General features: G+C 63.9%; 22 protein-coding genes. 20 read left to right on the top strand and 2 right to left on the bottom strand.

Going from position 1 to position 24,833, the window contains the following annotated elements:
* Nucleotides 1-112 precede the first annotated feature (112 nt).
* On the top strand, nucleotides 113-1,156 hold the full coding sequence (locus J4D28_RS23265; protein ID WP_236643540.1) for a hypothetical protein: 1,044 nt from the start codon (nucleotides 113-115) through the stop codon (nucleotides 1,154-1,156).
* A 56-nt stretch (nucleotides 1,157-1,212) separates the two neighbouring features.
* Here the strand turns inward: J4D28_RS23265 and J4D28_RS23260 are convergent, their stop codons facing one another.
* A complete protein-coding gene (locus J4D28_RS23260) occupies nucleotides 1,213-2,004 on the bottom strand; it encodes an ABC transporter substrate-binding protein (RefSeq protein ID WP_028683937.1) in 792 nt (263 codons plus the stop codon).
* Nucleotides 2,005-2,783: 779 nt separating this feature from the next.
* On the opposite strand from J4D28_RS23260, the gene arnB reads away from it, so the two are divergent.
* From arnB to J4D28_RS23210, 10 genes are read left to right on the top strand one after another with little or no spacing between them, the layout of a single operon-like run.
* On the top strand, nucleotides 2,784-3,932 hold the full coding sequence (gene arnB / locus J4D28_RS23255) for a UDP-4-amino-4-deoxy-L-arabinose aminotransferase (protein WP_028683936.1): 1,149 nt from the start codon (nucleotides 2,784-2,786) through the stop codon (nucleotides 3,930-3,932).
* Nucleotides 3,929-4,948 carry an undecaprenyl-phosphate 4-deoxy-4-formamido-L-arabinose transferase gene (arnC, locus tag J4D28_RS23250; RefSeq protein ID WP_009048977.1) on the top strand — a complete coding sequence of 340 codons (1,020 nt, stop codon included), beginning with the start codon at nucleotides 3,929-3,931 and terminating at the stop codon, nucleotides 4,946-4,948. The genes arnB and arnC overlap by 4 nt, the downstream gene beginning before the upstream one ends.
* The gene (arnA, locus tag J4D28_RS23245; protein ID WP_028683935.1) at nucleotides 4,945-6,951 is read left to right on the top strand and encodes a bifunctional UDP-4-amino-4-deoxy-L-arabinose formyltransferase/UDP-glucuronic acid oxidase ArnA; all 2,007 of its coding nucleotides are present in this window, start codon (nucleotides 4,945-4,947) and stop codon (nucleotides 6,949-6,951) included. The genes arnC and arnA overlap by 4 nt, the downstream gene beginning before the upstream one ends.
* Nucleotides 6,951-7,835, top strand: a complete 885-nt coding sequence (gene arnD, locus J4D28_RS23240) for a 4-deoxy-4-formamido-L-arabinose-phosphoundecaprenol deformylase (RefSeq protein WP_009048975.1) — start codon at nucleotides 6,951-6,953, stop codon at nucleotides 7,833-7,835. The genes arnA and arnD overlap by 1 nt, the downstream gene beginning before the upstream one ends.
* A complete protein-coding gene (gene arnT / locus J4D28_RS23235) occupies nucleotides 7,832-9,478 on the top strand; it encodes a lipid IV(A) 4-amino-4-deoxy-L-arabinosyltransferase (RefSeq protein ID WP_028683934.1) in 1,647 nt (548 codons plus the stop codon). The genes arnD and arnT overlap by 4 nt, the downstream gene beginning before the upstream one ends.
* Nucleotides 9,475-9,819 carry a 4-amino-4-deoxy-L-arabinose-phosphoundecaprenol flippase subunit ArnE gene (gene arnE / locus J4D28_RS23230; protein WP_028683933.1) on the top strand — a complete coding sequence of 115 codons (345 nt, stop codon included), beginning with the start codon at nucleotides 9,475-9,477 and terminating at the stop codon, nucleotides 9,817-9,819. Before arnT ends, arnE begins: the two co-directional genes overlap by 4 nt.
* Entirely contained in the window at nucleotides 9,816-10,229 is a 414-nt protein-coding gene (arnF, locus tag J4D28_RS23225) for a 4-amino-4-deoxy-L-arabinose-phosphoundecaprenol flippase subunit ArnF (RefSeq protein WP_028683932.1), read from the top strand. The genes arnE and arnF overlap by 4 nt, the downstream gene beginning before the upstream one ends.
* On the top strand, nucleotides 10,226-11,599 hold the full coding sequence (locus tag J4D28_RS23220) for a UDP-glucose/GDP-mannose dehydrogenase family protein (RefSeq protein WP_028683931.1): 1,374 nt from the start codon (nucleotides 10,226-10,228) through the stop codon (nucleotides 11,597-11,599). Before arnF ends, J4D28_RS23220 begins: the two co-directional genes overlap by 4 nt.
* The gene (locus tag J4D28_RS23215; protein ID WP_103331237.1) at nucleotides 11,600-13,219 is read left to right on the top strand and encodes a glycosyltransferase family 39 protein; all 1,620 of its coding nucleotides are present in this window, start codon (nucleotides 11,600-11,602) and stop codon (nucleotides 13,217-13,219) included. It abuts the gene before it with no gap.
* Nucleotides 13,220-13,261: 42 nt separating this feature from the next.
* A complete protein-coding gene (locus tag J4D28_RS23210) occupies nucleotides 13,262-13,795 on the top strand; it encodes a GNAT family N-acetyltransferase (protein ID WP_028683929.1) in 534 nt (177 codons plus the stop codon).
* Between the two features lie 376 nt (nucleotides 13,796-14,171).
* Here the strand turns inward: J4D28_RS23210 and J4D28_RS23205 are convergent, their stop codons facing one another.
* Nucleotides 14,172-15,137 carry a LysR family transcriptional regulator gene (locus J4D28_RS23205; protein WP_009048968.1) on the bottom strand — a complete coding sequence of 322 codons (966 nt, stop codon included), beginning with the start codon at nucleotides 15,135-15,137 and terminating at the stop codon, nucleotides 14,172-14,174.
* Nucleotides 15,138-15,441: 304 nt separating this feature from the next.
* On the opposite strand from J4D28_RS23205, the gene argH reads away from it, so the two are divergent.
* From argH to J4D28_RS23160, 9 genes are all read left to right on the top strand, one after another.
* A complete protein-coding gene (gene argH / locus J4D28_RS23200; RefSeq protein ID WP_053269034.1) occupies nucleotides 15,442-16,869 on the top strand; it encodes an argininosuccinate lyase in 1,428 nt (475 codons plus the stop codon).
* Between the two features lie 113 nt (nucleotides 16,870-16,982).
* Complete coding sequence (locus J4D28_RS23195) at nucleotides 16,983-17,861, top strand: amino acid ABC transporter permease (protein ID WP_009048966.1); 879 nt, start codon at nucleotides 16,983-16,985, stop codon at nucleotides 17,859-17,861.
* Between the two features lie 21 nt (nucleotides 17,862-17,882).
* Nucleotides 17,883-18,647: an amino acid ABC transporter ATP-binding protein gene (locus J4D28_RS23190; RefSeq protein WP_009043823.1), complete on the top strand. Its 765-nt coding sequence runs from the start codon at nucleotides 17,883-17,885 to the stop codon at nucleotides 18,645-18,647.
* 53 nt (nucleotides 18,648-18,700) lie between these two features.
* Nucleotides 18,701-19,525, top strand: a complete 825-nt coding sequence (locus J4D28_RS23185; protein ID WP_016702916.1) for an ABC transporter substrate-binding protein — start codon at nucleotides 18,701-18,703, stop codon at nucleotides 19,523-19,525.
* 111 nt (nucleotides 19,526-19,636) lie between these two features.
* Complete coding sequence (locus tag J4D28_RS23180) at nucleotides 19,637-20,485, top strand: polysaccharide deacetylase (protein ID WP_103331236.1); 849 nt, start codon at nucleotides 19,637-19,639, stop codon at nucleotides 20,483-20,485.
* The gene (locus tag J4D28_RS23175; protein WP_009048963.1) at nucleotides 20,478-21,365 is read left to right on the top strand and encodes a polysaccharide deacetylase; all 888 of its coding nucleotides are present in this window, start codon (nucleotides 20,478-20,480) and stop codon (nucleotides 21,363-21,365) included. Before J4D28_RS23180 ends, J4D28_RS23175 begins: the two co-directional genes overlap by 8 nt.
* Nucleotides 21,362-22,714 carry an MmgE/PrpD family protein gene (locus tag J4D28_RS23170; protein WP_103331235.1) on the top strand — a complete coding sequence of 451 codons (1,353 nt, stop codon included), beginning with the start codon at nucleotides 21,362-21,364 and terminating at the stop codon, nucleotides 22,712-22,714. The genes J4D28_RS23175 and J4D28_RS23170 overlap by 4 nt, the downstream gene beginning before the upstream one ends.
* Before the next feature lie 53 nt (nucleotides 22,715-22,767).
* The gene (locus J4D28_RS23165) at nucleotides 22,768-23,952 is read left to right on the top strand and encodes an MFS transporter (RefSeq protein ID WP_103331234.1); all 1,185 of its coding nucleotides are present in this window, start codon (nucleotides 22,768-22,770) and stop codon (nucleotides 23,950-23,952) included.
* Between the two features lie 157 nt (nucleotides 23,953-24,109).
* Nucleotides 24,110-24,817 carry an HPP family protein gene (locus J4D28_RS23160; protein ID WP_016702913.1) on the top strand — a complete coding sequence of 236 codons (708 nt, stop codon included), beginning with the start codon at nucleotides 24,110-24,112 and terminating at the stop codon, nucleotides 24,815-24,817.
* Nucleotides 24,818-24,833: the final 16 nt, after the last annotated feature.

The following is a 24,833-nucleotide window of genomic DNA, read 5'->3' as shown; positions in this document are numbered from 1 at the left end:
TTAACGCCAACCGACATTATTTCCTAGTATCCTACCGCTCATATTTTTACTTGAGTTTACTGGGTGACATATGCTCTTACGCACTATCTTCATCGAAAACAAAGAGCAGCAAATGCTGACAGCGGCTTTGCTCTGCAGTTTTTCTGTTCCAGAAGCAGGTCGAAACTTTCTCGCCTATAGCCTGAACGAAAGCATTGATGAGGATAATCTGCGCGTCTATATCGCCTTGTTATTCAACGAAAGGGGCAATTACTGCCTGGGCGCGCTGGACTCGGAAGAAGACGGACAACTGGCGATGCGCGTGTTCGGCCAGATCCTGCGCGAAGCCGCCACTGGCGAACGCCGTGAAAGCGATGTGCCCTACCATCTGCTGGACCTGAACAAACAACAGTTGCCTGCCGCCGCCGCGGCGCACCATCGACTCTTGAGCACCAAGAAGGAATGGGTCGCCAGGCTGCTGAGCTTCCAGGCTTCGGCTCAATTTGGCCCGGCGGTCGAACATTCACCCACCGTCATCGACGACCAGCAACTCGACGCCGCCCTGGCGCAGCTCGACGAACAGCTGGACGACAGCGCTGAACAGAAACACCACGAATCCACCGAGACGGCCGATGGCTGCGAAATGGCCCCCCCCCGGCCAGAGACGCCTGCGGCCGAAATCCGCTACTCCGATGCCGGCCCCCTGCCGATGCCGGCCGAGCAGCAGAACCCGGGCGGCCTCCAGGATGACGATTGGCCTTTCCCGGGCACCGACCCCGAGCAGTTCCTGCAGGATGTCGAGGCCAGCCTGATGGAATTCTCCAGCATCGCCGACCGCCTCAAGCAGCAGAAACAGCACAGCCAGACACAACAACAGACCTTGAACTCCAGGGAGTCTCAACTGCAGGAGAAAGAGCGCCTGTTCGAACAGAAGGAAGAACAGTTACAACAATGGCAACGGCAACTTGATCAGGATCGGCAAGCCGACAGCGCACTACGCGCGCAACAAGAAGAGCGTCAGTGCGAACTGGATAAACGTGAAGAAGCACTGCAGCAAAAGACCAGGGAACTGGCGCAGCAATTCAAGAAGCTCAACCATGCCAAGGACCACTTCAACAACACCCTGAAAAACCTCAATGAGATCATTCGAGTCAATGAGGATGTGCTGTCCGAATGAATCTACCCTGGCTGCCAGGCAAACTTCGTTATTGCCAGAATTGGTGGGCCACTCAATTACAAGCTGCCTGACTTTGTCGACTTTTCCATCGGATCGTTATTTAGATAACGGCCTTTGACTTTCTCGATATAACCGTCACGACGCATCGTTTCTATGGCTTTCGCGACATGGGTCACGACCTCGGCGTCGCACACTTTGGAACAGGCGAGGTAAAGCTCATGGCCGACCATGGGCGGGCTCATCAACAGCGGCCGGCTGGAGACGCGCCTCCAGATATAGCGGCTTTCCTGGACCCCGTTGAACCAGGCGTCCACCCTGCCCTTCAACAGCAATTGCGCGGGGTTCTCGCCGATCTTGATGGCATAGATCTGTTCCGGGGCGAAGCCTTTGCTACGCAGGATTTCTTCCTGGGCGCTGCCCAGCCCCACGGCGATGGCCTTGAAACGTCGCCGGGCTTCTTCGAAGTTCGCCACTTTATGTTCGAGGCTGAAAAATGCCCGGTCCATCTGCATGATCGGGGCGATCCAGGTGTAGCGATGTTCCCGCTCGGGTGTGCGGCTGAGCGGCGCGATCAGGACGTTGTCCTTTTCGATGGCGTATTTCTGCGCCCGCGCCCACGGCAGGGTTCTGGGTTCACTGGCATAGCCACTGTTTTTCAGCGCCTGCAAGACAATGTCGCCGACTATGCCGTGACGATCGCCCTGATTGGCCATGGTCAGGGGCGGCGCGTCCGGAATAAGGAACTCGAGAGATTCGTGTGCCTCAAGCACAGGAACCGTTCCCAGGAATAGCGGCAGTAGCAATAAGCTGAAAAGAGAGATGCCTTTGGCTGATGTTCTGTCAATCACACAACGAGCCTCTTGTTGGCTTTTATTCGATATCGAGTGGTTGGTGGTCAGGGGGTGAATGGTAGAGCAGTGTCGTTGTCCGTGCCCTGCTTCTGCCGATTCGGACAGCGATAGCGCCGGTTTTTCCCCCTGTTTTTTGACTTCAGGCAAACGATCGGGCGCCGCTACAAGCCCGACGGAGTATATGACGGGAACGCTATGGCTTTATCACAGGTCGTATCGGTCGCCATGGTCGAGCGCCCCGAAGGTGTCAAGGCAGCCAGATAGAGCGTCCACGGATCGCTGGTGGGCAAACGGATGCTCCTTAGTTCAGGTGGTGTTTGAAAACAGTGGCGCCTGCAAAGGCAAAAAACGTCTCTCGGCCAAGCGACTTTCACCCGTGTCATCAGCGCAAAAAAACACCGTTGGTATTGCTGTAACCGGGGTTTTCCCGGTCAACGCGTGGCGAAGTCTGAACACCGGCTGTCTAGGTGAAAGATAAACGCGCCGTTGGCCTTTTTTTCATGTTCGTTTCACATTTTTCCGCTTAACCTGAATCCATTCAGGGGCGCTGGGAGTCAGCCCGGTCATCTAATCGAAACAAAAGCTAACACATTGATATGGCTTTACTTTTACCTTGCATGGTCTTTACTGCAATCAGGCATGGATGACCACACCGACCTCACTTATGGACGCGCTTCAATGACCGAACCAAAAACGCCTTTTTTGAATGCCCCCCGCTGTAGCACAGGCGCTTTTTCTTCTTTCGATTGCTGAAATCCTTTTTCCCCGAGGTCTCAATGAACCAGGTTTTCCTTCCTTTCTCGCGCCCGAGTATTGGCGATGAAGAGGTCGCCGCGGTCGAGCAGGTTCTACGTTCCGGCTGGATCACCACCGGACCGAAAAACCAGGAGCTCGAGCAGCAATTCGCCGCGCGGGTCGGCTGCCAGCACGCGGTGGCGCTGTCGTCGGCCACCGGCGGCATGCACATCACCCTGCTGGCGCTGGGCATCGGCCCCGGCGACGAGGTGATCACCCCCTCGCAGACCTGGGTTTCCACCGCCAACATGATCTGCCTGCTGGGGGCGACGCCGGTCTTCGTCGATGTCGACCCGCACACCCTGATGACCGACACCGCCACAGTTGAAGCCGCGATCACCCCACGGACCAAAGCGATCATCCCGGTGCATTACGCCGGTGCCGCCTTCGACCTCGACCCGCTGTACGCACTGGCCGAAAAACACGGGATCGCGGTGATCGAGGACGCCGCCCACGCCGCCGGCACCACCTATCGCGGCCGGCCCGTCGGCGCCCGGGGCACGGCGATCTTTTCCTTCCATGCGATCAAGAACATGACCTGCGCCGAAGGCGCGATGTTCGTCAGCGATGACGAAGCCCTGGCCAACCGGGTGCGCATGCTCAAGTTCCATGGCCTGGGTGTCGACGCCTATGACCGCCTGACCCACGGACGCAAGCCCCAGGCCGAGGTGATCGAGCCCGGCTTCAAATACAACCTGGCGGATATCAATGCCGCCATCGCCCTGGTGCAGTTGCAGCGCCTGGACGCGATCAATCGCCGGCGCGAAGTCCTGGCCAACGCCTACCTTGAGCAACTGCGCGACCTGCCGGTGCAACCGCTGCACCTGCCGACGTATCCGCAGCAACATGCCTGGCACCTGTTCATCCTGCGCATCGACGCCGAGCGTTGCGGCATCGATCGCGACGGCTTCATGAAGGCCTTGCAGGAGCAGAACATCGGCAGCGGCATCCACTTCGTCGCCACTCACCTGCACAGCTATTACCGCCAGCGCTTCCCGGATGTGCACTTACCCAACACCGAATGGAACTCGGCACGCCTGTGCTCGATTCCGCTGTTCCCCGACATGACCCTCGACGATGTCGAGCGGGTCGTCGGCGCCATCAAAACCTGTCTGGACCGAAACCTTTGAAACCTTATCCAATCCAGTTCGTGTCGATCGTCATTCCGGTCTACAACGAAGAACAGAGCCTGCCCGAACTGCTGCGCCGCACTGAAGCGGCCTGCCGCCAGCTCAAGCACGATTTCGAGATCGTCCTGGTCGACGACGGCAGCCGCGACGAATCGGCGCAGATCCTCGAGGACGCCGCCAGCCGCGAAGGCAGCCCGGTGGTGGCGGTGATCCTCAACCGCAACTACGGCCAGCATGCGGCGATCATGGCCGGCTTCGAGCAGTGCCGCGGCGACGTGGTCATCACCCTGGACGCCGACCTGCAGAACCCGCCGGAAGAAATCCCGCGCCTGGTGGCCCAGGCCGAGCTGGGCTACGACGTGGTCGGCACGGTGCGCAACAACCGCCAGGATTCCGCCTGGCGCCGCTGGCCGTCGAAGCTGATCAACCTGGCCGTGCAACGCTCCACCGGCGTGGCCATGAACGACTACGGCTGCATGCTGCGCGCCTACCGCCGCAGCGTGGTCGACGCCATGCTCGCCTGCCGCGAACGCAGCACCTTCATCCCGATCCTGGCCAACAGCTTCGCCCGCCACACCACCGAGGTGCTGGTGAACCACGCCGAGCGTGAACACGGCGATTCCAAGTACAGCCCGATGCGCCTGATCAACCTGATGTTCGACCTGATCACCTGCATGACCACCACGCCGCTGCGCTTGCTGAGCATTATCGGTTTCAGCATGGCCGGCCTCGGCGTGCTGTTCGCCCTGCTGCTGATTTTCCTGCGCCTGGTGTTCGGCGCCGAATGGGCCGGCGACGGTATGTTCGTGCTGTTCGCCATCCTGTTCGTGTTCACCGGTGGCCAGTTCATCGGCATGGGCCTGCTGGGCGAATACCTGGGCCGCATGTACAGCGATGTGCGCGCCCGCCCGCGCTTCTTCATTGAAAAAGTTCTGCGCAGCCAGCCTGCCGCCCCTGCTCCCGCTGTCACGGTCGACGGTCTAACTTCCACTCTCTCCGATCAGGTTTCGCCATGAGTCATAAAGCTGTTGTCTTCGCCTATCACGATATCGGCTGCGCAGGCATCGAAGCCCTGCTCAATGCAGGCTATGAAATCGGCGCGGTCTTCACCCATGCCGACGATCCGCAGGAAAACACCTTCTACGGCTCCGTGGCCCAGTTGTGCTCGCTCAAGGGCATCCCGGTGCATGCCCCGGAAGACGCCAACCACCCGCTGTGGATCGAGCGCATCGCCAAGCTGAAGCCTGACTACATCTTCTCCTTCTACTATCGCAACCTGCTCAGCGAAGCGCTGCTGGCCACCGCCAGCAAAGGCGCGTTCAACCTGCACGGTTCGCTGCTGCCGAGCTACCGTGGCCGCGCGCCGGCCAACTGGGTGCTGGTCAACGGCGAAAGCGAAACCGGCGTGACCCTGCACCGCATGGTCAAGCGCGCCGACGCCGGGGCGATCATTGCCCAGCAGCGGGTGGCCATCGAGCGCAGCGATACCGCGCTGAGCCTGCACGGCAAGCTGCGCGACGCCGCCGCCAGCCTGCTGCGCGACACCCTGCCCGCCCTGGCGCAAGGCAAGGTCAGCGAAACCGCCCAGGACGAATCCAGGGCCAGCTACTTCGGTCGCCGCACCGCGGCCGACGGCAAGCTGCTGTGGAGCAAACCGGCCGAGCAACTGTTCAACCTGGTGCGCGCCGTGACCAAGCCTTACCCGGGCGCGTTCTGCGCCGTGGGCGAGCACAAGCTGATCGTCTGGAGCGCCGAAGTGGTCAAGGGCAACGAAGGCCAGGCCCCGGGCCGGGTGATCAGCATCGACCCGCTGCGCATCGCCTGTGGCCAGGACTCGCTGCTGATCAACGCCGGCCAGCGCAACGACAACGGTCTGTATCTGAGCGGCCCGCAACTGGCCAACGAGCTGGGCCTGGTGGATGGCTCGCTGCTGCGCGGCGCCGAATCCGGCCGTGCGCCGCGACGCACCCGGGTGCTGATCCTCGGCGTCAACGGTTTTATCGGCAACCACCTGTCCGAGCGCCTGCTGCGTGACGACAAGTACGAAGTCTACGGCCTGGATATCGGCTCCGACGCCATCGAGCGCCTGCGCAGCCATCCGCACTTCCACTTCGTCGAAGGCGACATCAGCATTCACTCCGAATGGATCGAGTACCACATCAAGAAGTGCGACGTGGTCCTGCCGCTGGTGGCCATCGCCACCCCGATCGAATACACCCGCAACCCGCTGCGCGTGTTCGAACTGGACTTCGAAGAGAACCTCAAGCTGGTCCGCTACTGCGTCAAGTACAACAAGCGCGTGATCTTCCCGTCGACCTCCGAGGTCTACGGCATGTGCCAGGACCAGAACTTCGACGAAGACACCTCCAACCTGATCGTCGGCCCGATCAACAAGCAGCGCTGGATCTACTCGGTGTCCAAGCAGTTGCTGGACCGGGTGATCTGGGCCTACGGCAGCAAGGGCCTGAACTTCACCCTGTTCCGTCCGTTCAACTGGATGGGCCCGCGCCTGGACCGCCTGGACTCGGCGCGCATCGGCAGCTCCCGGGCCATCACCCAGCTGATCCTCAATCTGGTGGAAGGCACGCCGATCCGCCTGTTCGATGGCGGCGAGCAGAAGCGCTGCTTCACCGACATTGCCGACGGCATCGAGGCCCTGGCGCGCATCGTCGACAACGAAAACGATGTGTGCAACGGCCAGATCATCAACATCGGCAACCCGGACAACGAAGCCAGCATCCGCCAGTTGGGCGAGGAGCTGCTGCGTCAGTTCGAAGCCCACCCGCTGCGTGGCAACTTCCCGCCGTTCGCCGGTTTCCGCGACGTCGAGAGCAAGTCGTTCTACGGCGCCGGCTACCAGGACGTGGAACACCGCAAACCAAGCATCGCCAACGCCAAGCGCCTGTTGAGCTGGGAACCGACCGTCGAGATGAAGCAAACCATCGGCAACACGCTGGACTTCTTCCTGCGCGAAGCCATGCTCGAAATCGCGGAGTCCTCTAAAGAAGAAGCATGCTGATGCAGGCAGGTCTGCGAATCGATGTCGACACCTATCGCGGCACCCGTGAGGGGGTGCCGCGGTTGCTGGAACTGCTCGACGAGGCCGGGATCAAGGCCACCTTCTTCTTCAGCGTCGGCCCGGACAACATGGGGCGCCACCTGTGGCGCCTGATCCGTCCGCAATTTCTGTGGAAGATGCTGCGCTCCAACGCCGCCGGCCTGTATGGCTGGGACATCCTGCTGGCGGGCACCGCCTGGCCGGGCAAACCGATTGGCCGCGACCTCGGACACCTGATGCGTCAGGCCCGGGACGCCGGTCATGAAGTCGGCCTGCACGCCTGGGATCACCACGGCTGGCAGGCCAATGCCGGGCGCTGGAACCAGGCGCAGCTGATCGAGCAGATCCGCCAGGGCGTCGACACCCTCAATGACATTCTCGGCCAGCGCATCGACTGTTCGGCGGCCGCCGGCTGGCGCGCCGACGAGGCGGTGATCGCAGCCAAGCAGGGCTTCGGCTTTCGCTACAACAGCGACTGCCGCGGCACCTCGATCTTCCAGCCACGGCTGGCGGATGGCGGCCTGGGCGCCCCGCAGATTCCGGTCGACCTGCCGACCTTCGACGAAGTGGTCGGGCCGACCGTCGTGGCCCACGACTTCAACACATTCATCCTGGACCGGTTCAGCCCTGAGAGGCTCAACGTCTACACCATTCACGCCGAAGTCGAAGGGATTCTGATGGCCAACGATTTTCGTCAGCTACTGGCGCAAGCCCGCCAGCGCGACATTCATTTCAATACCCTGGGCAACCTATTGCCCACGTCCTTGCAGAGCCTGCCCCAGGGGCAAGTCATTCGTGGCGCCCTCGAAGGTCGCGAAGGCTGGCTGGGGGTGCAAGGCGCATGACCAGACGCTGGGCCCTGCCTCTTCTACTGCTTGCCTTCGGCCTGTTCTACCTGCTGCCAATGGCCACCCACGGTTTGTGGATTCCCGATGAAACCCGCTATGCGCAGATCAGCCAGGAAATGCTCCTGACCGGCCACTGGGCATCGCCGCATTTCATGGGCATCCGTTATTTCGAGAAGCCGGCCGCCGGCTACTGGATGATCGCCCTCGGCCAGGCGGTGTTCGGCCAGAACCTGTTCGGCGTGCGCGTGGCTTCGGCCCTGAGCATGGGCCTCAGCGTGCTGCTCACCTACCTGCTGGCCAGGCGGCTGTGGAACGACCCGCGCAAGAGCCTGGTCTGCGCCCTGCTGTACATGAGCTTCTGCGTGGTGGTCGGCGCCGGTGGTTATGCCAACCTCGACCCGCAGTTCACCTTCTGGGTCAACCTGAGCCTGGTGGCCCTGTGGTTCGCCCTGGACAACCAGACGCTGCGCGGCCGCCTGCTGGCCTGGGCCGGCCTGGGCTTCGCCTGTGGCATGGGCTTCATGACCAAGGGTTTCCTCGCCTGGCTGCTGCCGGTGCTGATCGCCCTGCCCTACATGCTCTGGCAGAAACGCTTGCGCGAGCTGTTCATCTACGGCGGCGTAGCGGTGCTGGTGGCGATTGTCGTCAGCCTGCCGTGGGCCCTGGCGGTGCATGCCCAGGAAGCGGACTACTGGCGCTTCTTTTTCTGGCATGAACACATCCGTCGTTTTGCCGGGGAAGACGCCCAGCACGCTTCGCCATGGTGGTACTACCTGCCGCTGCTGGTGGCGTTCAGCATGCCCTGGGTCCTGGTGCTGCCGGGCGCCTTGAAGCAGGCCTGGCAGACCCGGCGCCAAGCGAGCATCGGTTTCCTGCTGCTGTGGCTGATCCTGCCGCTGGCGTTCTTCAGCCTGAGCAAGGGCAAGCTGCCGGCCTATATCCTGCCGTGCCTGCTGCCGCTGGCGCTGCTGATGGGCAATAGCCTGAGCGACCGGCTGCACGCCGGGCAGACCCGGATCATCCGCCTCAACGCGGTGCTCAACCTGGTGCTGGGCCTGTTGCTGCTGTTGGCGCTGGTGTATTTCCAGCTGAAGAAGCCGCTGTACAGCAACGAGCCCGGACATCTGGTGCTGGTGTTCCTGGCCCTGCTTGGCTGGAACATGAGCAACCTGCTGCCGGCCTTCCGCCCGCTGCGCCTGTGGGCCGCGCCGGCGCTCGGCAGCTGGCTGTTCATCGCCCTGCTGCCCGCCGGCCTGCCGAACTCGGTGGTCTACAACAAGATGCCGGATCAATTCATCATCGATCACGCCGAGGAACTCGCCCGGAGCCACACCCTGGTGAGCAACGACCTGGGCGCCGCCTCGGCCCTGGCCTGGCGCCTCAAGCGCCCGGATATCGCCTTGTACAACACGACAGGCGAAGTGAAATATGGCCTGGCCTATCCTGACACCCAGCATCGTTACATCGACCTGCGCAAGGTCGGCGAATGGATGCCTGCGGCCCGCAAGCTGGGCCAGGTGGCCGTGGTGATGCGTATCAATGGCGACGAACACTACGAAATCGATCTGTTGCCGCAGGATTTCAAACGTTATGACCAGGGCAATCTCGTGATCCTGATCTTCCCTCAGAGCCAACCATGAGCCTGTTGCTGCTGCTCGTCGCCTGCCTGCTGACCTGCCTGGGCCAGATCGCCCAGAAGTTCGCCGTGGAAAGCTGGCGCGGCCAGCCTTCGGGCGCGCTCGACAAACTGCGCTCGCCCTGGCTGTGGCTGGCCCTGGTCAGCCTCGGCCTGGGCTTGCTGGTGTGGCTGCTGGTGCTGCAACGGGTCGAGGTCGGCATTGCCTACCCGATGCTCAGCCTGAACTTCGTGCTGATCACCCTGATCGCCCGCTTCGTCTTCCATGAAGCCATCGACCGCCGCCACTGGCTGGGCGTGGCGCTGGTGCTCGCTGGCGTACTGCTGTTGAGTCGCCACGCATGAGCCGGGCTCTGGGTTTCACCTTCGCCATGGGAAGCGTGCTGCTGGTCAGCGCCGCGCAGTTGGGCATGCGCTGGAGCGTGACCCGCCTGCCGGCGCCGGCGGACTGGCTGGCGGCGCTGTCCAGTGGCCAGGTCGACCTGCTGGCGCTGGGCGTGGTGCTGGCGGCAATCCTCGCCTATGTCCTGTCGATGCTCTGCTGGCTGGCGGCGCTGCGCGACCTGCCGCTGGGCCGGGCCTATTCCCTGCTGAGCATCAGCTACGCCCTGGTCTACTTGCTGGCCGCCGCGCTGCCGCTGTTCAACGAGCCGTTCAGTCTCTCGAAAACCCTGGGGGTGGCCCTGGTCATCCTCGGCGTCATTACCATCAACTCACGACCTGCTCCCGCGACAAGTCCCAGGAATACCCCATGAAAATCAGCGTATTTGGAAGTGGTTACGTCGGCCTCGTACAGGCCGCCGTGCTGGCCGAAGTCGGCCACGATGTCATCTGCATGGACATTGACGAGCACAAGGTCCAGCAGCTGCAACAGGGGCACGTCAGTATCTTCGAGCCCGGGCTGTCGAGCCTGGTGCGCGACAACCTGGAAAGCAAACGCCTGAGCTTCACCAGCGACGAAAAGCTCGCGGTGCAACATGGCCAGGTGCTGTTTATCGCGGTCGGCACGCCGTCCAGCGAGGACGGCTCGGCCGACCTGCGTTATGTGCTGTCGGTGGGCGACGCCGTGGCCCGGCACCGTGAGCAGCCGGTGATCCTGGTGGAGAAATCCACGGTGCCGGTGGGCACTGGCGACACCTTGAAAGCCCATATCGAAAAGGCCCTGGACGGGCGCGCCCTGCAGTTCGATATCGTCTCCAACCCGGAATTCCTCAAGGAAGGCTCGGCGGTTTCCGACTGCCGCCGTCCGGACCGGATCATCGTCGGCTGCGAGCGCGAAGAAGTCCGCGACGTGATGCGCGACCTGTACTCACCGTTCAACCGCAACCATGACCGCATCATGTTCATGGACCTGCGCAGCGCCGAGCTGACCAAGTACGCCGCCAACTGCATGCTGGCGACCAAGATCAGCTTCATCAACCAGATCGCCGAGCTGGCCGAACACCTGGGGGCCGACATCGAATCGGTGCGCCTGGGGATCGGCGCCGACTCGCGCATCGGCTACCACTTCATCTATCCGGGCTGCGGTTATGGCGGCTCGTGCTTCCCCAAGGACATGCGCGCGTTGATCCACAGCGCCGAGCAGGCCCATTGCTCCAGCGACCTTTTGCAAGCGGTGGAAGCCATCAACGAACGGCAGAAACACAAGCTGTTCGAGCGCATCAACGCCTTCTACCAGGGCGACCTGAAAGGCAAGACCTTCGCCCTCTGGGGCCTGGCCTTCAAACCCAACACCGACGACATGCGCGATGCCCCCAGCCGGGTGCTGCTGGAGTCGCTGTGGGCCGCCGGCGCCAATGTGCGCGCCTTCGACCCGGAAGCCATGCAGGAAACCCAGCGCCTGTACCCCGACGAGCCGAAGCTGATGCTGATGGGCACCCCGGAATCGGTGCTCAACGACGCCGACGCGCTGATCATCTGCACCGAGTGGCAGCAGTTCAAGGCGCCGGACTTCCAGCTGCTGCAACAGCGCCTCAAGGCCCCGGTGATCTTCGACGGGCGCAACCTGTACGACGCCGAGCGCCTGGCCCGTGGCGGCTTCACCTACTTCCCGATCGGTCGCGGCGAGTCGCGCCAGCTGCCGATTCCTCACCGGCAATGGGCCGACGCCAGGGCCAAGGCCTGAATGCCCAGGGTCGGCAGCACGCCTTCCAGCACCCTGCATTGGCAAGCCTGGGGGCTGGGGCTGCTGGCCCTGCTGCTGTTCTGCGCCGGCGCCGGGCAAGTGACGGTGATCGGCTTCGATTCGCGCTTCGTGCTGTTCGCCAAGGAAATGCTGCGCCATGGACCGGGCTTCTTTCCCACCACCTACGGCCAACCCTACGCTGACTACTCCAGCGCCTCGACCCTGCTGATCGACCTGTTCGCCCTGGCCTCGGGCCGGGTCACGACCCTCGCGGCCTGGCTGCCCACGGCCATCGCCGGGGCGCTGATCGTCAACCTCATGTACCGCCTGCTGGCGCCCAGTTCAAAAACCTGGGCCTTGACCAGCATCGCCCTGCTGTTGCTCAGCAGCACCTTCATCAGCGAAACCCGCGCCGTCTCCCTCGACCTGATGCTCGCGGCCATCGCCCTGGCGGTGTTCTACCTGGGGTATGCCCACGATCATTTCGCCGCGCCGCGACGCCTGTGGCTGATCCTCGCGTTGCTGGTCGCGGGGTTCGCCATTCGTGGGCCGATCGGCCTGGTGATTCCCTGCGGCATGCTGTGCAGCTATTACCTGCTCGAAGGCCAGTGGCGGCGGATGTTCATCTTCGGTGGCTGCGCCCTGCTCCTGCTGCTGGCGTGCGTGGCGCTGTTGCTGGGGCTGGCCCGACTGAGCGGCGGCCCGGCCTTTGTGCAGGAGGTGATCCGCATGCAGTTCACCGGGCGCATGGATGGCAGCGAAGGCAGCAGCGGCCCGTTCTATTACTTCAGCAGCTCCCTGGGCAACTATGCCCTGGCCTACCCGCTGGCGATCCTGACCTGGCTGGCAGTGTGGCTCGGCCCCCGCGAACAGCAGGACCGCGCGCGCAGGCTGCTGGTGCTGTGCAGCGCCGCGGCCCTGCTGGTGTTGATCGGCCTGTCGATTCCCCAGGCGAAAAAAGCCCGCTACCTGCTACCGATGTTGCCCATGCTGGCGATCGTCGCGGCTTATCCCTTCCACGATATCCAGGGTCGCGGCCTGGCCTGGCTGCGTCGGGGTATCCAGGGCCTGTGGCTGTTGACACCCGGATTGCTGATAGCGGCGTTGCTGGTGGCGCAGCGGCGCTTTGCCGAACCCTTGGCCGGCTTGCCCCCTCTGCTGGTGTTGCTCGGCGTTTTTCAACTGGCGGCGCTGGGCCTGTTGCGCATGCCGCGCTGGCGGATTGGTGGCCTGGCCCTGGGCGCCGTGCTGGCCGTCTGGAGTGCCTATATCCTTGGGTTCGAGCCGCTGGCCCGCCAGCTCTACGACACCCGCACCTTCACCCTGGCCGCCTGGACGCTGATCGAGCAGGACCCGGCCCCGGTGGTGCTGCACCATATGGGCAAGGACGCCAAGGCCATCAAGTTCATGGTCCACCTCGACCAGGACCTGCAGCCACTGTTCACCGAACGCCCCGAGGCCCTTGCCGCCATCCCCGGCCCAGCCTGGGTGATCATGGATCAAAGTGACCTGGCGACGCTCAAGGCCACGCCCCTGGCGCGACTGGTACCGGTGCTCAGCGGGCGCTTCGACAAGAACGACTTCGTCATGCTGCACCTGCCGGCCACCCCCCAACCCTGAACGGTTGCCCCACCGCGCCCTGGCTCCTTACACTCGCGCCCCATGACCCTGCAAATCCGCCTGGCCACCGAGGCCGATGCCCTTCTGCTCCCCGCCATCGAACGCAGCGCCGCCGCGCTGTTTCGCCGCGCCCCCGAACTGGCCTGGCTGGCCGACGCCGAGGTGCCCGATGCTATGCATCACCTGGCTCATATCCGCCAGCAGCGGGTGTGGGTCGCCGTGCTCGATCGAGAGGTGTGCGCCTTCCTCGACGCCGAAGCCTGCGCCGATGCGCTACATATCTGGGAAATCTCGGTCGCCAGCAGCGCCCAGGGACGCGGCATTGGCCGCCACCTGCTGGAGACGGTGCGCGAACAGGCGCGCCAGCAGGGTTTCGCCGCCCTGACCCTGAGCACCTTTCGCCAATTGCCGTGGAATGAACCCTTCTACCAGCGCTGTGGTTTCGTCACCCTGGACGCCGACCAACTGGGGCCGCGCCTGCAACAGGTGCTCGCCGAGGAAGTTCGCCACGGCCTGCCAGCGGCCCGGCGCTGCGCCATGCGCCTGACATTGCCTGCGAAACCAAGCCCATCGTAGGAGCGAAGCTTGCTCGCGGTGGCGGTCTGGCTGGCCATATCGATGTTGAATGTGCCGGCTTTATCGCGGGCACGCTTCGTTCCTATAGAGGGGTGTTCGGGGGTGTTTCCAGGCATCTAAGGCTGCCACTCCGCGTTATTTAAAGTGGCTTGCGGGCGGGACCGCCAATGGCATGTCTTGTACTCACCGGTTACTTCATGCGGATAACCGCGCGGGAATCTAAAAGACAGTAGTCCTGGGTTGAAAATGCCATTACGCAGGATATATCGGCCACCCGTTTCAGGCGCCTCGCCTGATCGACCGCTGTACTTTCCACAGCGACTTCAGCAACAGCCCCTTAATCCCCGACAAGCCCGCTCCGAGAACTTGGGTAGTGTCAGCCATTACTCTTGAGATCCACTCCCAGCGCCTGGGCGAAAGCCTTCACCAAAGGGCTGCGTACCGTGTTGTGCCGCAGGATCAGGCTGAAAGGCGTGCTGTAGTGCACCAGGTCTGGAAGCAGCGCGCGCATTTCACCGCGCTCCACCAGCGCCGCGGCATAGTGCCGGGGCAGAAACCCGAGGAAACGCCCGGTCTTGATCAGTATGGCCACGGCCTCCACCTGGGAGGCCGCCGCCGAAAAGCTGTCGTACGCGGCGAAGTGGCTCTTCTCCTGATGGATCGCGTAGCGGTGGTTGATGAACTCATGCTGCTTGAGCGTCTCGGCGTCGATTGCGCTATCGGCCACGCTGAACAACGGATGCCCTTCGGCGCAATAAGCCGCGGACTCTTCGTCATATAACTTGAAGTAGTCGAACTCTTCACGCTTTTGATAAACCGGCACTATTCCGGCAACTAAGCGTCCTTCCACCACCCCCCGTTCAACTTCATCCAGCTGTGAAGCATACAGCCTGAACCTTACTTTCGGAGATTCAATATTGATGCGCCGCAAGGCAGCAACTAACGGAGAATTAACATCGGTAATCGTGTTATCAATAACCCCCACTCCAAGATCGCCGATTATTTCATTCTGCGCGCAACTAAGTCGATCACGAAAGTTATCCACCGAGGCAAACAGATCAATCGAGGCCTGGTACACCAGGCTGCCTTCCTCGGTCAGGCAAAAGCCCTCCCGGCCCCGGGTGCACAGGCGCATGCCGATGCGGATCTCGAGGTCGGAGATCTGCTTGCTGATGGCCGCAAGGCCCACGTTCAGCTCGTTTTGCGCAGCGCTGAAGCCGCCCGCCTCGACCACCGCCTTGAACACCTTGAGCAGTTTGAAGTCCAGTCCGCTGAGTGCCAGCGGTGCTCTGTGGGCGGTTTTAATCGGTGGGTTTCCAGAATTGGAAAGTGGGGTTTCCATAATGCTTATTGACCTCGGGCGGCATATTCAACAGGCTTTGCTGCACAACAAAAACACAGCCGACAAATAATAATGAACACAGAAAACAAGGCTTGGCAACCATCAAAGTATTCCCTGGACCCGCTGCAACTCGCTGATTCAATGCAATTAAAAACTGACACTTCGATCAGTTCTCGCCACTTGCTACTGCCCTCTTGAAACCTGCCTGACCCGAAGACTTTCCGATGCCCTTTCGCGGGTTGTCGGAGTGTCCTTCCGGTCGGCTGTACCGAATTCAATTCGCGTTATCGACGAGGAAAAAACAATGAACCAGCCTACCGATCGCCTCTGGGGCGCCCGTTTCAAAAGCGGCCCGTCCGAGGCCCTGGCCGCCCTGTCGCGTTGCCCCGAGCGCTACTTCCGCCTGACCCCTTACGACCTCGCCGGCTCCAAGGCCCATGCCCGGGAACTGCAACGCGCCGGCCTGCTGGACGAGCAGGAAACCCGCACCATGCTCGAGGCCCTGGAACGCATTGGCGAAGACTTCCGCGCCGGCCGGGTGAGCCCGACCCTGGACGACGAAGACGTGCACACCTTCATCGAGCGCCTGCTCACCGAGCGTCTCGGCGCCCTCGGCGGCAAGCTGCGCGCCGGTCGCTCGCGCAACGACCAGACCGCCAACGACCTGCGCCTGTTCCTGCGCGACCATGTCCGCACCCTGGCGGTGCAGGTGCTGGACCTGCAACAGGCGCTGGTGGAACAGGCCGAACAGCATGTGGACAGCATCTGCCCGGGCTTCACCCACCTGCAGCAGGCCCAACCGATCGTCTTCGCCCATCACCTGCTGGCCCATGCCCAGTCGATGCTGCGCGACGTGCAGCGGCTGGTGGACTGGGATGCCCGCACCGCCCTGTCGCCCTTGGGCGCGGCGGCCATGGCCGGCTCGGCCATCGCCCGCCAGCCGCAGCAGTCGGCGAGGGAAATGGGTTACGCCGGCGTCTGTGAGAACTCCATCGACGCGGTGGCCAGCCGTGACCACGTGGCCGAGTTCCTGTTCGTCGCCAGCATGCTCGGGATCAACATCTCGCGCCTGGCCGAAGAGTTCTGCCTGTGGTCGTCGCGGCAGTTCCGCTGGGTGGCCCTGGACGACGCCTACGCCACCGGCAGCTCGATCATGCCGCAGAAGAAAAACCCCGATATCGCCGAGCTGGCGCGGGGCAAGGCCGGCCGGCTGATCGGCAACCTCACCGGGCTGCTGTCGACCCTCAAGTCGCTGCCGCTGTCCTACAACCGCGACCTGAGCGAAGACAAGAACGGCGTGCTCGACAGCGTCGACACCCTGCTGCTGGTACTGCCGGCCATGGCCGGGATGGTCGCGACCATGACCGTCAACGTCGAGGAACTGCGGCGCCAGGCGCCACTGGGTTTCACCCTGGCCACCGAAGTCGCCGACTGGCTGGCGGTGCGCGGGGTGCCATTCAAGGAAGCCCACGAAATCACCGGCGCGCTGGTCCAGGCCTGCGAAAAACACGACCTCGAACTCTGGGAAGCGTCCCCGGCCCTGCTGGCCGAGATCGATGCGCGCCTGACCCCAGAGGTGCGCGACAGCCTGACCCTGGAAGCCGCCATCGCCGCCCGCAGCGGCTGGGGCGGCACCGCGCCGGAGCAGGTGCGCGCGCAGATCGCCCGGCTGAAAACCGCCCTGGCGGCGCAGCGGCAATGGGCCGCGCAGTACGACGGTTTCCGTCTCTGAAACCTTGAACGCAGTCCCGCGGGAGCGAGCCGGCGTCGATGCCGCCCGCTCGCTCCGCCGGGATGATGACCGACAGACCGCAGGCGCCATCCGCCTGCGTTGGGAGAAACACCATGAGCCAGACCCAGGCAGAGCGCCTCCTCGCCGAGCGCAAACAAGCCGAAAACCAGTTCGACATCACCCAGTACGAACATGTGCCGCGGCGCTACTACGGACGGATCTTCTTCGCCACGGTGATCGTCATCGCCCTTGTCGGCCTGGTCCGGGCCTTCGCCGAAGGCAAGATCGAATGGTCGTACATCGGCCAGTTCCTCACGTCCCGGGCGATCCTGTTCGGCCTGCTCAACACCCTGGTCATGGCGATCCTGGCCATGGCCCTGGGCATCGTGTTCGGGGTCATCACCGCGATCATGCGCATGTCGGCCAACCCGATCCTGCGCTACGTGGCCGTGACCTACACCTGGCTGTTCCGCGGTACGCCGCTGATCCTGCAACTGCTGCTGTGGTTCAACCTGGCGCTGATCTTCCCCACCATCGGCATTCCCGGGGTGTTCGAGCTGGACACCGTGAGCCTGATGACACCGTTCGTGGCCGCCCTGCTCGGCCTGAGCATCAACCAGGGCGCCTACACCGCCGAAGTGGTGCGCGCCGGCCTGCTGTCGGTGGACACCGGCCAGTACGAGGCCGCCAAGTCGATCGGCATGCCGCGCCTGCAGGCCCTGCGCCGGATCATCCTGCCCCAGGCCATGCGCATCATCATCCCGCCGGTGGGCAACGAGTTCATCGGCATGGTCAAGATGACCTCCCTGGCCAGCGTGATCCAGTACTCGGAACTGCTCTACAACGCCCAGAACATCTACTACGCCAACGCCCGGGTGATGGAGCTGTTGATCGTCGCCGGCATCTGGTACCTGGCCGCCGTCACCGTCCTGTCCTTCGGCCAAAGCCGCCTGGAACGCCGTTTCGCCCGTGGCGCCGGCAAGCGCTCGTAAGCAGCCCTGGAGAATCCGATCATGAGAAACATCGTCAAGGCTGTGGGCCTGAACAAGTACTACGACAACTACCACGCCCTCAAGGACGTCAACATCGAGGTCGAGCAAGGCGAAGTGCTGTGCATCATCGGCCCGTCCGGCTCGGGCAAGAGCACCCTGCTGCGCTGCGTCAACCAGCTGGAGAAGATCGACAAGGGCGGCCTGTGGGTCGACGGCGAGCTGGTGGGCTACCGCATCGTCGGCAACAAGCTGCACGAGCTCAACGAATCGCAGATCGCCCGCCAGCGCCTGGCCACCGGCATGGTGTTCCAGCGCTTCAACCTGTTCCCGCACATGACCGTGCTGCAAAACATCGTCGAAGGCCCGTGCCAGGTGCTCAAGCGCTCGCCCAAGGAATCCCACGAGGAAGCCCTGGAGCTGCTGGCCCGGGTAGGCCTTGCCGACAAGCGCAACAGCTACCCGATCGAGCTGTCCGGCGGCCAGCAGCAGCGGGTGGCGATCGCCCGCGCCCTGGCCATGCGGCCCAAGCTGATGCTGTTCGATGAACCCACTTCGGCACTCGACCCGGAACTGGTCGGTGAGGTGCTGTCGGTGATGCGCGACCTGGCGCAGACCGGCATGACCATGATCGTCGTCACCCATGAACTGGGCTTCGCCCGGGAGGTTTCCAACCGCATGGTGTTCATGGACGGCGGCCAGATCGTGGAGGCTGGAAGCCCCGAAGAAATACTAATAAGCCCACAAAACCCGCGCACCCAAAGCTTCATTTCTGCCGTTCGAACCTAGGCCCGAGCTCGCAAACCCGGAGCGGACCTCACAACACTCATAAGAGAACGACCATGAAGAACTTCGTCATTCCAGCAGTACTCGCAAGCCTGATGGCCAGCAGCTTGACCTTCGCCGCCGAGCTGCCCGCCAGCCTCAAGGCCAAGGGCGAGATCGTCGTAGCGATCATGCCCAACTACCCGCCGATGGACTTCAAGGACCCGGCCACCAACCAGCTCACCGGCCTCGACTACGACCTGGGCAACGCCCTGGCCGAGCGCCTGGGAGTGAAGATCGCCTGGCAGGAAACCGGCTTCGAGCAAATGATCAACGCCCTGACCACCGACCGCGTGGACGCGGTGCTGTCGGGCATGACCGACACCGCTGAGCGGCAGAAGAGCGTGACCTTCGTCGACTACTTCACCAGCGGGCCGCAGTTCTACACCCTGCAGAAAAACACCGCGATCAACGAACCCACCGACCTGTGCGGGAAGAAGGTCGGCACCAGCCGTCGCACCACCTTCCCGACGGAAATCGCCACCTGGAGCAAGGCCAACTGCGAAGCCCATGGCAAGCCGGCGGTGGTGGTGATCGGCGCCGAAGGTTCGGCCGACGCCCGCGCCCAACTGCGCCAGAGCCGCATCGACGCGGCCATGCAAGGCAGCGAGACCCTGCCGTACCTCAAGACTCAGGAGAAGGACACCTACAAGACCCTGGGCCTGCCGATCTCCGAGCAGTTCACCGGCCTGGGCGTGAGCAACAAGAAGCCCGAGCTGGCCGAAGCCCTGAAGACCGCGCTGCAAAGCATGGTCGACGACGGCAGCTACCAGGCCATCCTGAAGAAATGGGACCTGGAGCTGGGCGCGATCAAGACCGTGACCCTCAACGCCGGTAAATAACCACCCGAGCAATCCCCCCGCGGGCGCGAGCCCATTCGTGTCCGCGGGAGGTGGCTGTCGCTCACCCGATGACGGGCAAACCGGCCCGCCCCAATGACTGGAGCGCTATCGATGTCCTCCTCACCCCAACCCACCTGGCCGGACGGGCACCAGGCGTGCCTGGCCCTGGCCTTCGACCTCGACGGGCCGACCGGCGACGCCATGCTCGACGGCTCGATCTGGCGCAAGCCGGAATACTTCGGCTTCGGCGGCTACGGCCCCTATCGGGCCCTGCCGCGCTTGCTCAACCTGCTCGATGCCTTCCGGATCCCGACCACCTTCTTCGTCCCCGCCTGGGTGGTGGAGAACTGGCCCAGGCAATGCCAGGCAATCGTCGAGCGCGGGCACGAGGTGGCCTACCACGGCTACCGGCATGAGTCCTTCTATGCCCTGCCGCTGGAGCAGCAGAAGGCGGTCATGGCCAAATCCCGCGAGGTGTTCTGGAAGCACCTGAATATCCGCGCCGAAGGTTTCCGTACCCCGTCCGGCGACTGGCGGGCCGAAACCCCGGCCATGCTGGTGGAAGCCGGCGTCACTTACTCCAGCAGCATGCGCGGCGACGACCGCCCGTACCTGGTCCGGGTGCCGGGCCATGCCACGCCGCTGGTGGAGATCCCCGGACGCTGGGAGATGGACGACTACGCCTCCATCGCCTACACCCGCGCCCCCGATTTCCCCGCGGGCCTGGACCGCACTGCCAGCTACGAGCTGACCCTGGACAACTGGCGCCGCGAGTACGACGGCGCCATGGACGAAGGGCTGTGCCTGACCACCCTGTTCCACCCCAAGATCACCGGCAAGCCCGGGCGCATCCTGCTGCTGGAGCGCCTGTTCGAACATATGCGCCAGCGCCAGGACGTGTGGTTCGCCACCTGCCGCGACGTCGCCCGCTGGTGGCTCAAGGAGCATCACCATGGCTGAACCCCAGGCCTGGCCCCAGGGCTACCGCTGCGCCGTGGCGGTGACCGTCGACTACAACGACATCCACGGCATCCTCACCCAGGCCCCGGAAGTGGCCGGGCGCGACAAGACCCTGTCGGTCTGGCGCTATGGCAGCCAGCGCGGCGTCGAACGCCTGCTGGCGCTGCTCGACGAACTGCGGGTGCCGGCCACCTGGTTCGTTCCGGGGATCGTGGCCGAGGAAAACCCCGGGCATGTGCGGGCGATCCAGGCCGCCGGGCATGAAATCGCCTGCGCCGGTTATCGCCACGCCAACTACGACCGCTTGAGCCTGGCCGAGCAGCAGCTGGAACTGCAACGCGGTTGCCAGGCCCTGGCCGACCTCACCGGCCAGCGCCCCAGGGGCTTTCGCATTCCGGCCGGCAACTGGGCCCCGGGGTTTGTCGAGGCGCTGCATGGGCAAGGCATTCGCTGGTCGTCGTCCTGGCGCGGCGATGACCTGCCCTTCCCCCACCCGACCCGGCCGCAAGTGATAGAGCTGCCCCTGCACTACGAGCTGGAAGACGAGCCCTACTTCGCCTTCAACCTCAGCCCGGCGGTACCGCCGGGGCAATCGCGGATCGCCTCCTACAGCCACACCCTGGGCAACCTGCAGCTGGACTTCGCCGGCTTCCACCGCTTCGGCCTGCTCTACGTGCTGCGCCTGCACCCGGAGATCATCGCCACCCCGGGGCGCATCGGCCTGCTGCGCGAGCTGTTGCAGGGCATCCAGCGGCACGAGGATGCGTGGATCGCCCGCGCCGGCGAAATCGCCCAGTGGTGGGCGGAACGCGCGCAACCGCTGGCGGAGGATCACCCCGCGGCGATTTATGAACGTCACTATCGGGCCTACCTGCCATGACCGATCGTTTGCAACGCCTGGCGCAATTCTGCGTCGACAGCCGTTTCGAAGACCTGCCCCCGGCCCTGGTGGCCCAGGCCACCCGGCATATCCTCGACACCTTCGGTGCCGCGCTGGCCGGGGCGCACAGCGAAGTCGCCGCGGCGGCGCGACAGGCCCTCGGCGACGAAGCTGGCCCCAGTCGGGTATGGGGCACCGACCTGAGCACCAGCGCCACCCAGGCGGCCTTGCTCAACGGCATCGCCGCCCATGCCCTGGAGCTGGACGACACCGGCGGCTGCGACCATTCCGGGGCGGTGGTGCTGCCGGCGGTGATGGCCGCCGTCAGCCTGCGGGGCACCACACTCAGCGGCCGCGAACTGCTCACCGCGGTGGTCATGGGTTACGAAGTCGGGCGCCGGGTGCTGGAAGCCTGCGGCGGTTATTCCGCCCACAACGGCGCTGGCTGGCATTCCACCGCCACCTGCGGGGTGTTCGGCGCGGCCGTCGCTTGCGGCCGGGTGCTCGGCCTCGATGCCCGGCAGATGGGCTCGGCCCTGGGCCTGGCCGGCAGCTTCAGCGGCGGGCTCTGGGCCTTTATTCACGACGGTTCGCACAGCAAGAAACTGCACAGCGGCCGGGCGGCCGAAGGCGGTCTGCTGGCCGCGCGGCTGGCCCGGCAAGGCGTGACCGGGCCGGGCCAGCTGTTCGAGGAGGTCTGGGGCGGCTTCCTCAAGACCTTGGCCGGCAGCGATGCGATCCCCCAGGCCCTGGACGAAAACCTGGGCCAGGTGTGGAAGCTCGCACGCTGCTCGATCAAGCCTTATGCCTCCTGCCGGGGCACCCACTCGGCCATCGATGCCCTGGGCCTGTTGCTCGAACAACTGCAGGTGACGGCGGATCAGGTGGAAGACATTCAGGTGTCCCTCTGCGCCTTCCTCGACGGCATGTGCGGCAGTCGCGCCATCGACTCCCTGGCCGCCGCGCAGATGAGCCTGCCCTACGCCCTCGCGGCACGCCTGGTGCATGGCCATGCCGGGCTGGATGCCTATGATCGCCCGTGCCGCGAAACACCGCGGATCGCCAGCGCCATGGCACGGATCCGCCTTGAAGTGGATCCACAACTGTCAGAGGATGGTGAGCCCGTGGTCACCCTGCGTACCCGTGACGGGCGCCAGGCCAGCCTGTGCGTCGGGGTACCGTTGGGCGCGCCGGGCAACCCGCTCGGCGATCAGGCGCTGCAAGAAAAGTTTCTCAGCCTGGCGACCCGGGTGCTGCCCGCCGAACGGGCCGGCGAATTGCTGCAACAGTTGTGGCGGCTGGCGGATATGGAATCCGTCGCCGTGCTGGACCACTGGCTCCAACCATAGCTCCCCGATAGCCCCCCATAGCCCACTCAGACAACAAGGACTCGTGCACCACCGTGGCCACTTATTCGCTGGTTATCCGCCGCCTGATGATCTGCTCGCTGACCATTGTCGTCAGTCGCGCCATCACCAGCCCCCTGCTCACCCTGTTCCTTAGCGAAAAACTCAGCCTCGACCAGCAGGACGTCGGCCTGCTGCTGGGGATCGCGGTGTTTATCGCCACCTTGCTTGCGCTCTATGGCGGCTACATCCTCGATCGCCTGGACAAGCGCCGGTTGCTGATCCTGACCATGCTCTCCAGCGGCATCGGTTTTGTGCTGCTGACCTTCGCCCACAACCTCTACCTGACCACCGCGATCCTGGTGATCACCGAAACCGCCTCGGCGCTGTTCCTGATCGGTTCCAAGGCGATCATCAGCGAAAACCTGCCGGTGAGTCAGCGGGCCAAGGTGTTCTCCCTGCGCTACACCCTGACCAATATCGGCTACGCCACCGGCCCCATGCTCGGCGTGGTGATCGCCGGGCAACTGCCGCTGGCGCCGTTCCTGATCGCCGGCGCCATCGCCTTTCTCAGCACCCTGCTGATGCGCGGCATTCCACCCACGCCGGGCCTGTCCTCGCTGAGCAAGCCGCAGAGTTTCCTCAATACCCTGGTGACCCTGAAAAACGACCGCACGCTGATCATGTTCACCTGCGGCTGCCTGCTCAGCACCATCGTCCACGGGCGTTTCACCCTGTACCTGTCGCAGTACCTGCTGGTCACCCAAGACGCGAAAAGCGCCCTCGACACCATGGCCGCCCTGCTGGCCTGCAACGCCATCAGCGTGATCCTGTTGCAGTACCAGATCGGCCGCTTCCTCAAGCGCGAACAATTGCGCCACTGGATCGCCGTCGGCACCAGCCTGTTCATCCTCGGCCTGATCGGCTTCAGCCTGGCCGACAGCCTGCTGGGCTGGTGCCTGGCGATGTTCGTCTTCACCCTCGGCGAGATGATCATCTACCCGGCGGAATTCCTGTTCATCGACACCCTGGCCCCCGAGGCACTGCGCGGCAGCTATTACGGCGCGCAGAACCTCGCGGCGCTGGGCGGTGCCTTGAGCCCGGTGATCTGCGGCTACCTGCTGGTGCACACCCCGGCACCGACCATGTTCTATGCCCTGAGCGCCTTGGCCGCCCTCGGCGGGCTGCTGTGTTTCATCAGCGGACGGCGGGTGGCGCAGGTCGCGACAGTGCAAAAATAGTGCACTTAAACAGCATTATTATGAATTTGTAGGCGCTTCGATTGATCGGCACACTGTGCCGGTTCCTCCCCCCAAATGTTGGAACGCTTCAGGGCTTTCTGGTAATCCAGACAAGCCCTTCTTTTTGCCCGCTGAACCGGAATTGGATCGCTTCGTCATGCTTGCTCGCTGGAAACCCGCCGCCATCAATACCCGCCCCTCGGAATGGAGCCGCGCCGCGCTCGGCATGGCCTTGGGCACGCTGTTCAGTGTCTGGTTGTGCAGCCGGGTGTTCGGCATGGAGGTGGCGCTGCACCTGATCGGCCCGCTGGGGGCTTCGGCGGTGCTGCTGTTCGCGGTGTCGTCCGGGGCGCTGGCGCAACCCTGGTCGATCCTCGGCGGCTACCTGTGCGCCGCAGTCCTGGCGTTGCTGGTATCCCATGTGCTCGGGCGTACCCTGGGCAGCGCCTGCCTGGCCGCCGGCATGTCCCTGGTGCTGATGTGCTGGCTGCGTTGCCTGCACCCGCCGGCCGGCGCGGTGGCCCTGACGATGGTGCTGGCCGACCCGGCGACCATCGCCCTCGACTGGCTGGCCCTCGGCCCGGTGATGCTGGCGGCCCTGTGCCTGTTGCTCAGCGCCCTGGCCTACAACAACCTGACCCGCATCCGCTACCCCAAGGGCCAGAGTGAATCCGCCACCAGGCTGCCCGCCGAGCAGCCATCCACCGATGCCCTGGCCATCACCGCCGCCGACCTCAAGCTGGCGCTGGATGAGATGCAGGAGTTCTTCGACGTCACGCCGCAGGATCTGGAGCAACTGATCCATGCCAGCGAAGCCCATGCGCGCCGGCGCAGTATTGGCGAGGTGTTGGCGTCGCGGGTGTGATCGGGGTTATCCGGAC

The organism is Pseudomonas sp. GW531-T4, from assembly GCF_017349615.1.
GTDB classification, from domain to species: Bacteria; Pseudomonadota; Gammaproteobacteria; order Pseudomonadales; family Pseudomonadaceae; genus Aquipseudomonas; species Aquipseudomonas chlororaphis_I.
This window is presented reverse-complemented; position numbering and strand designations above follow the sequence as displayed.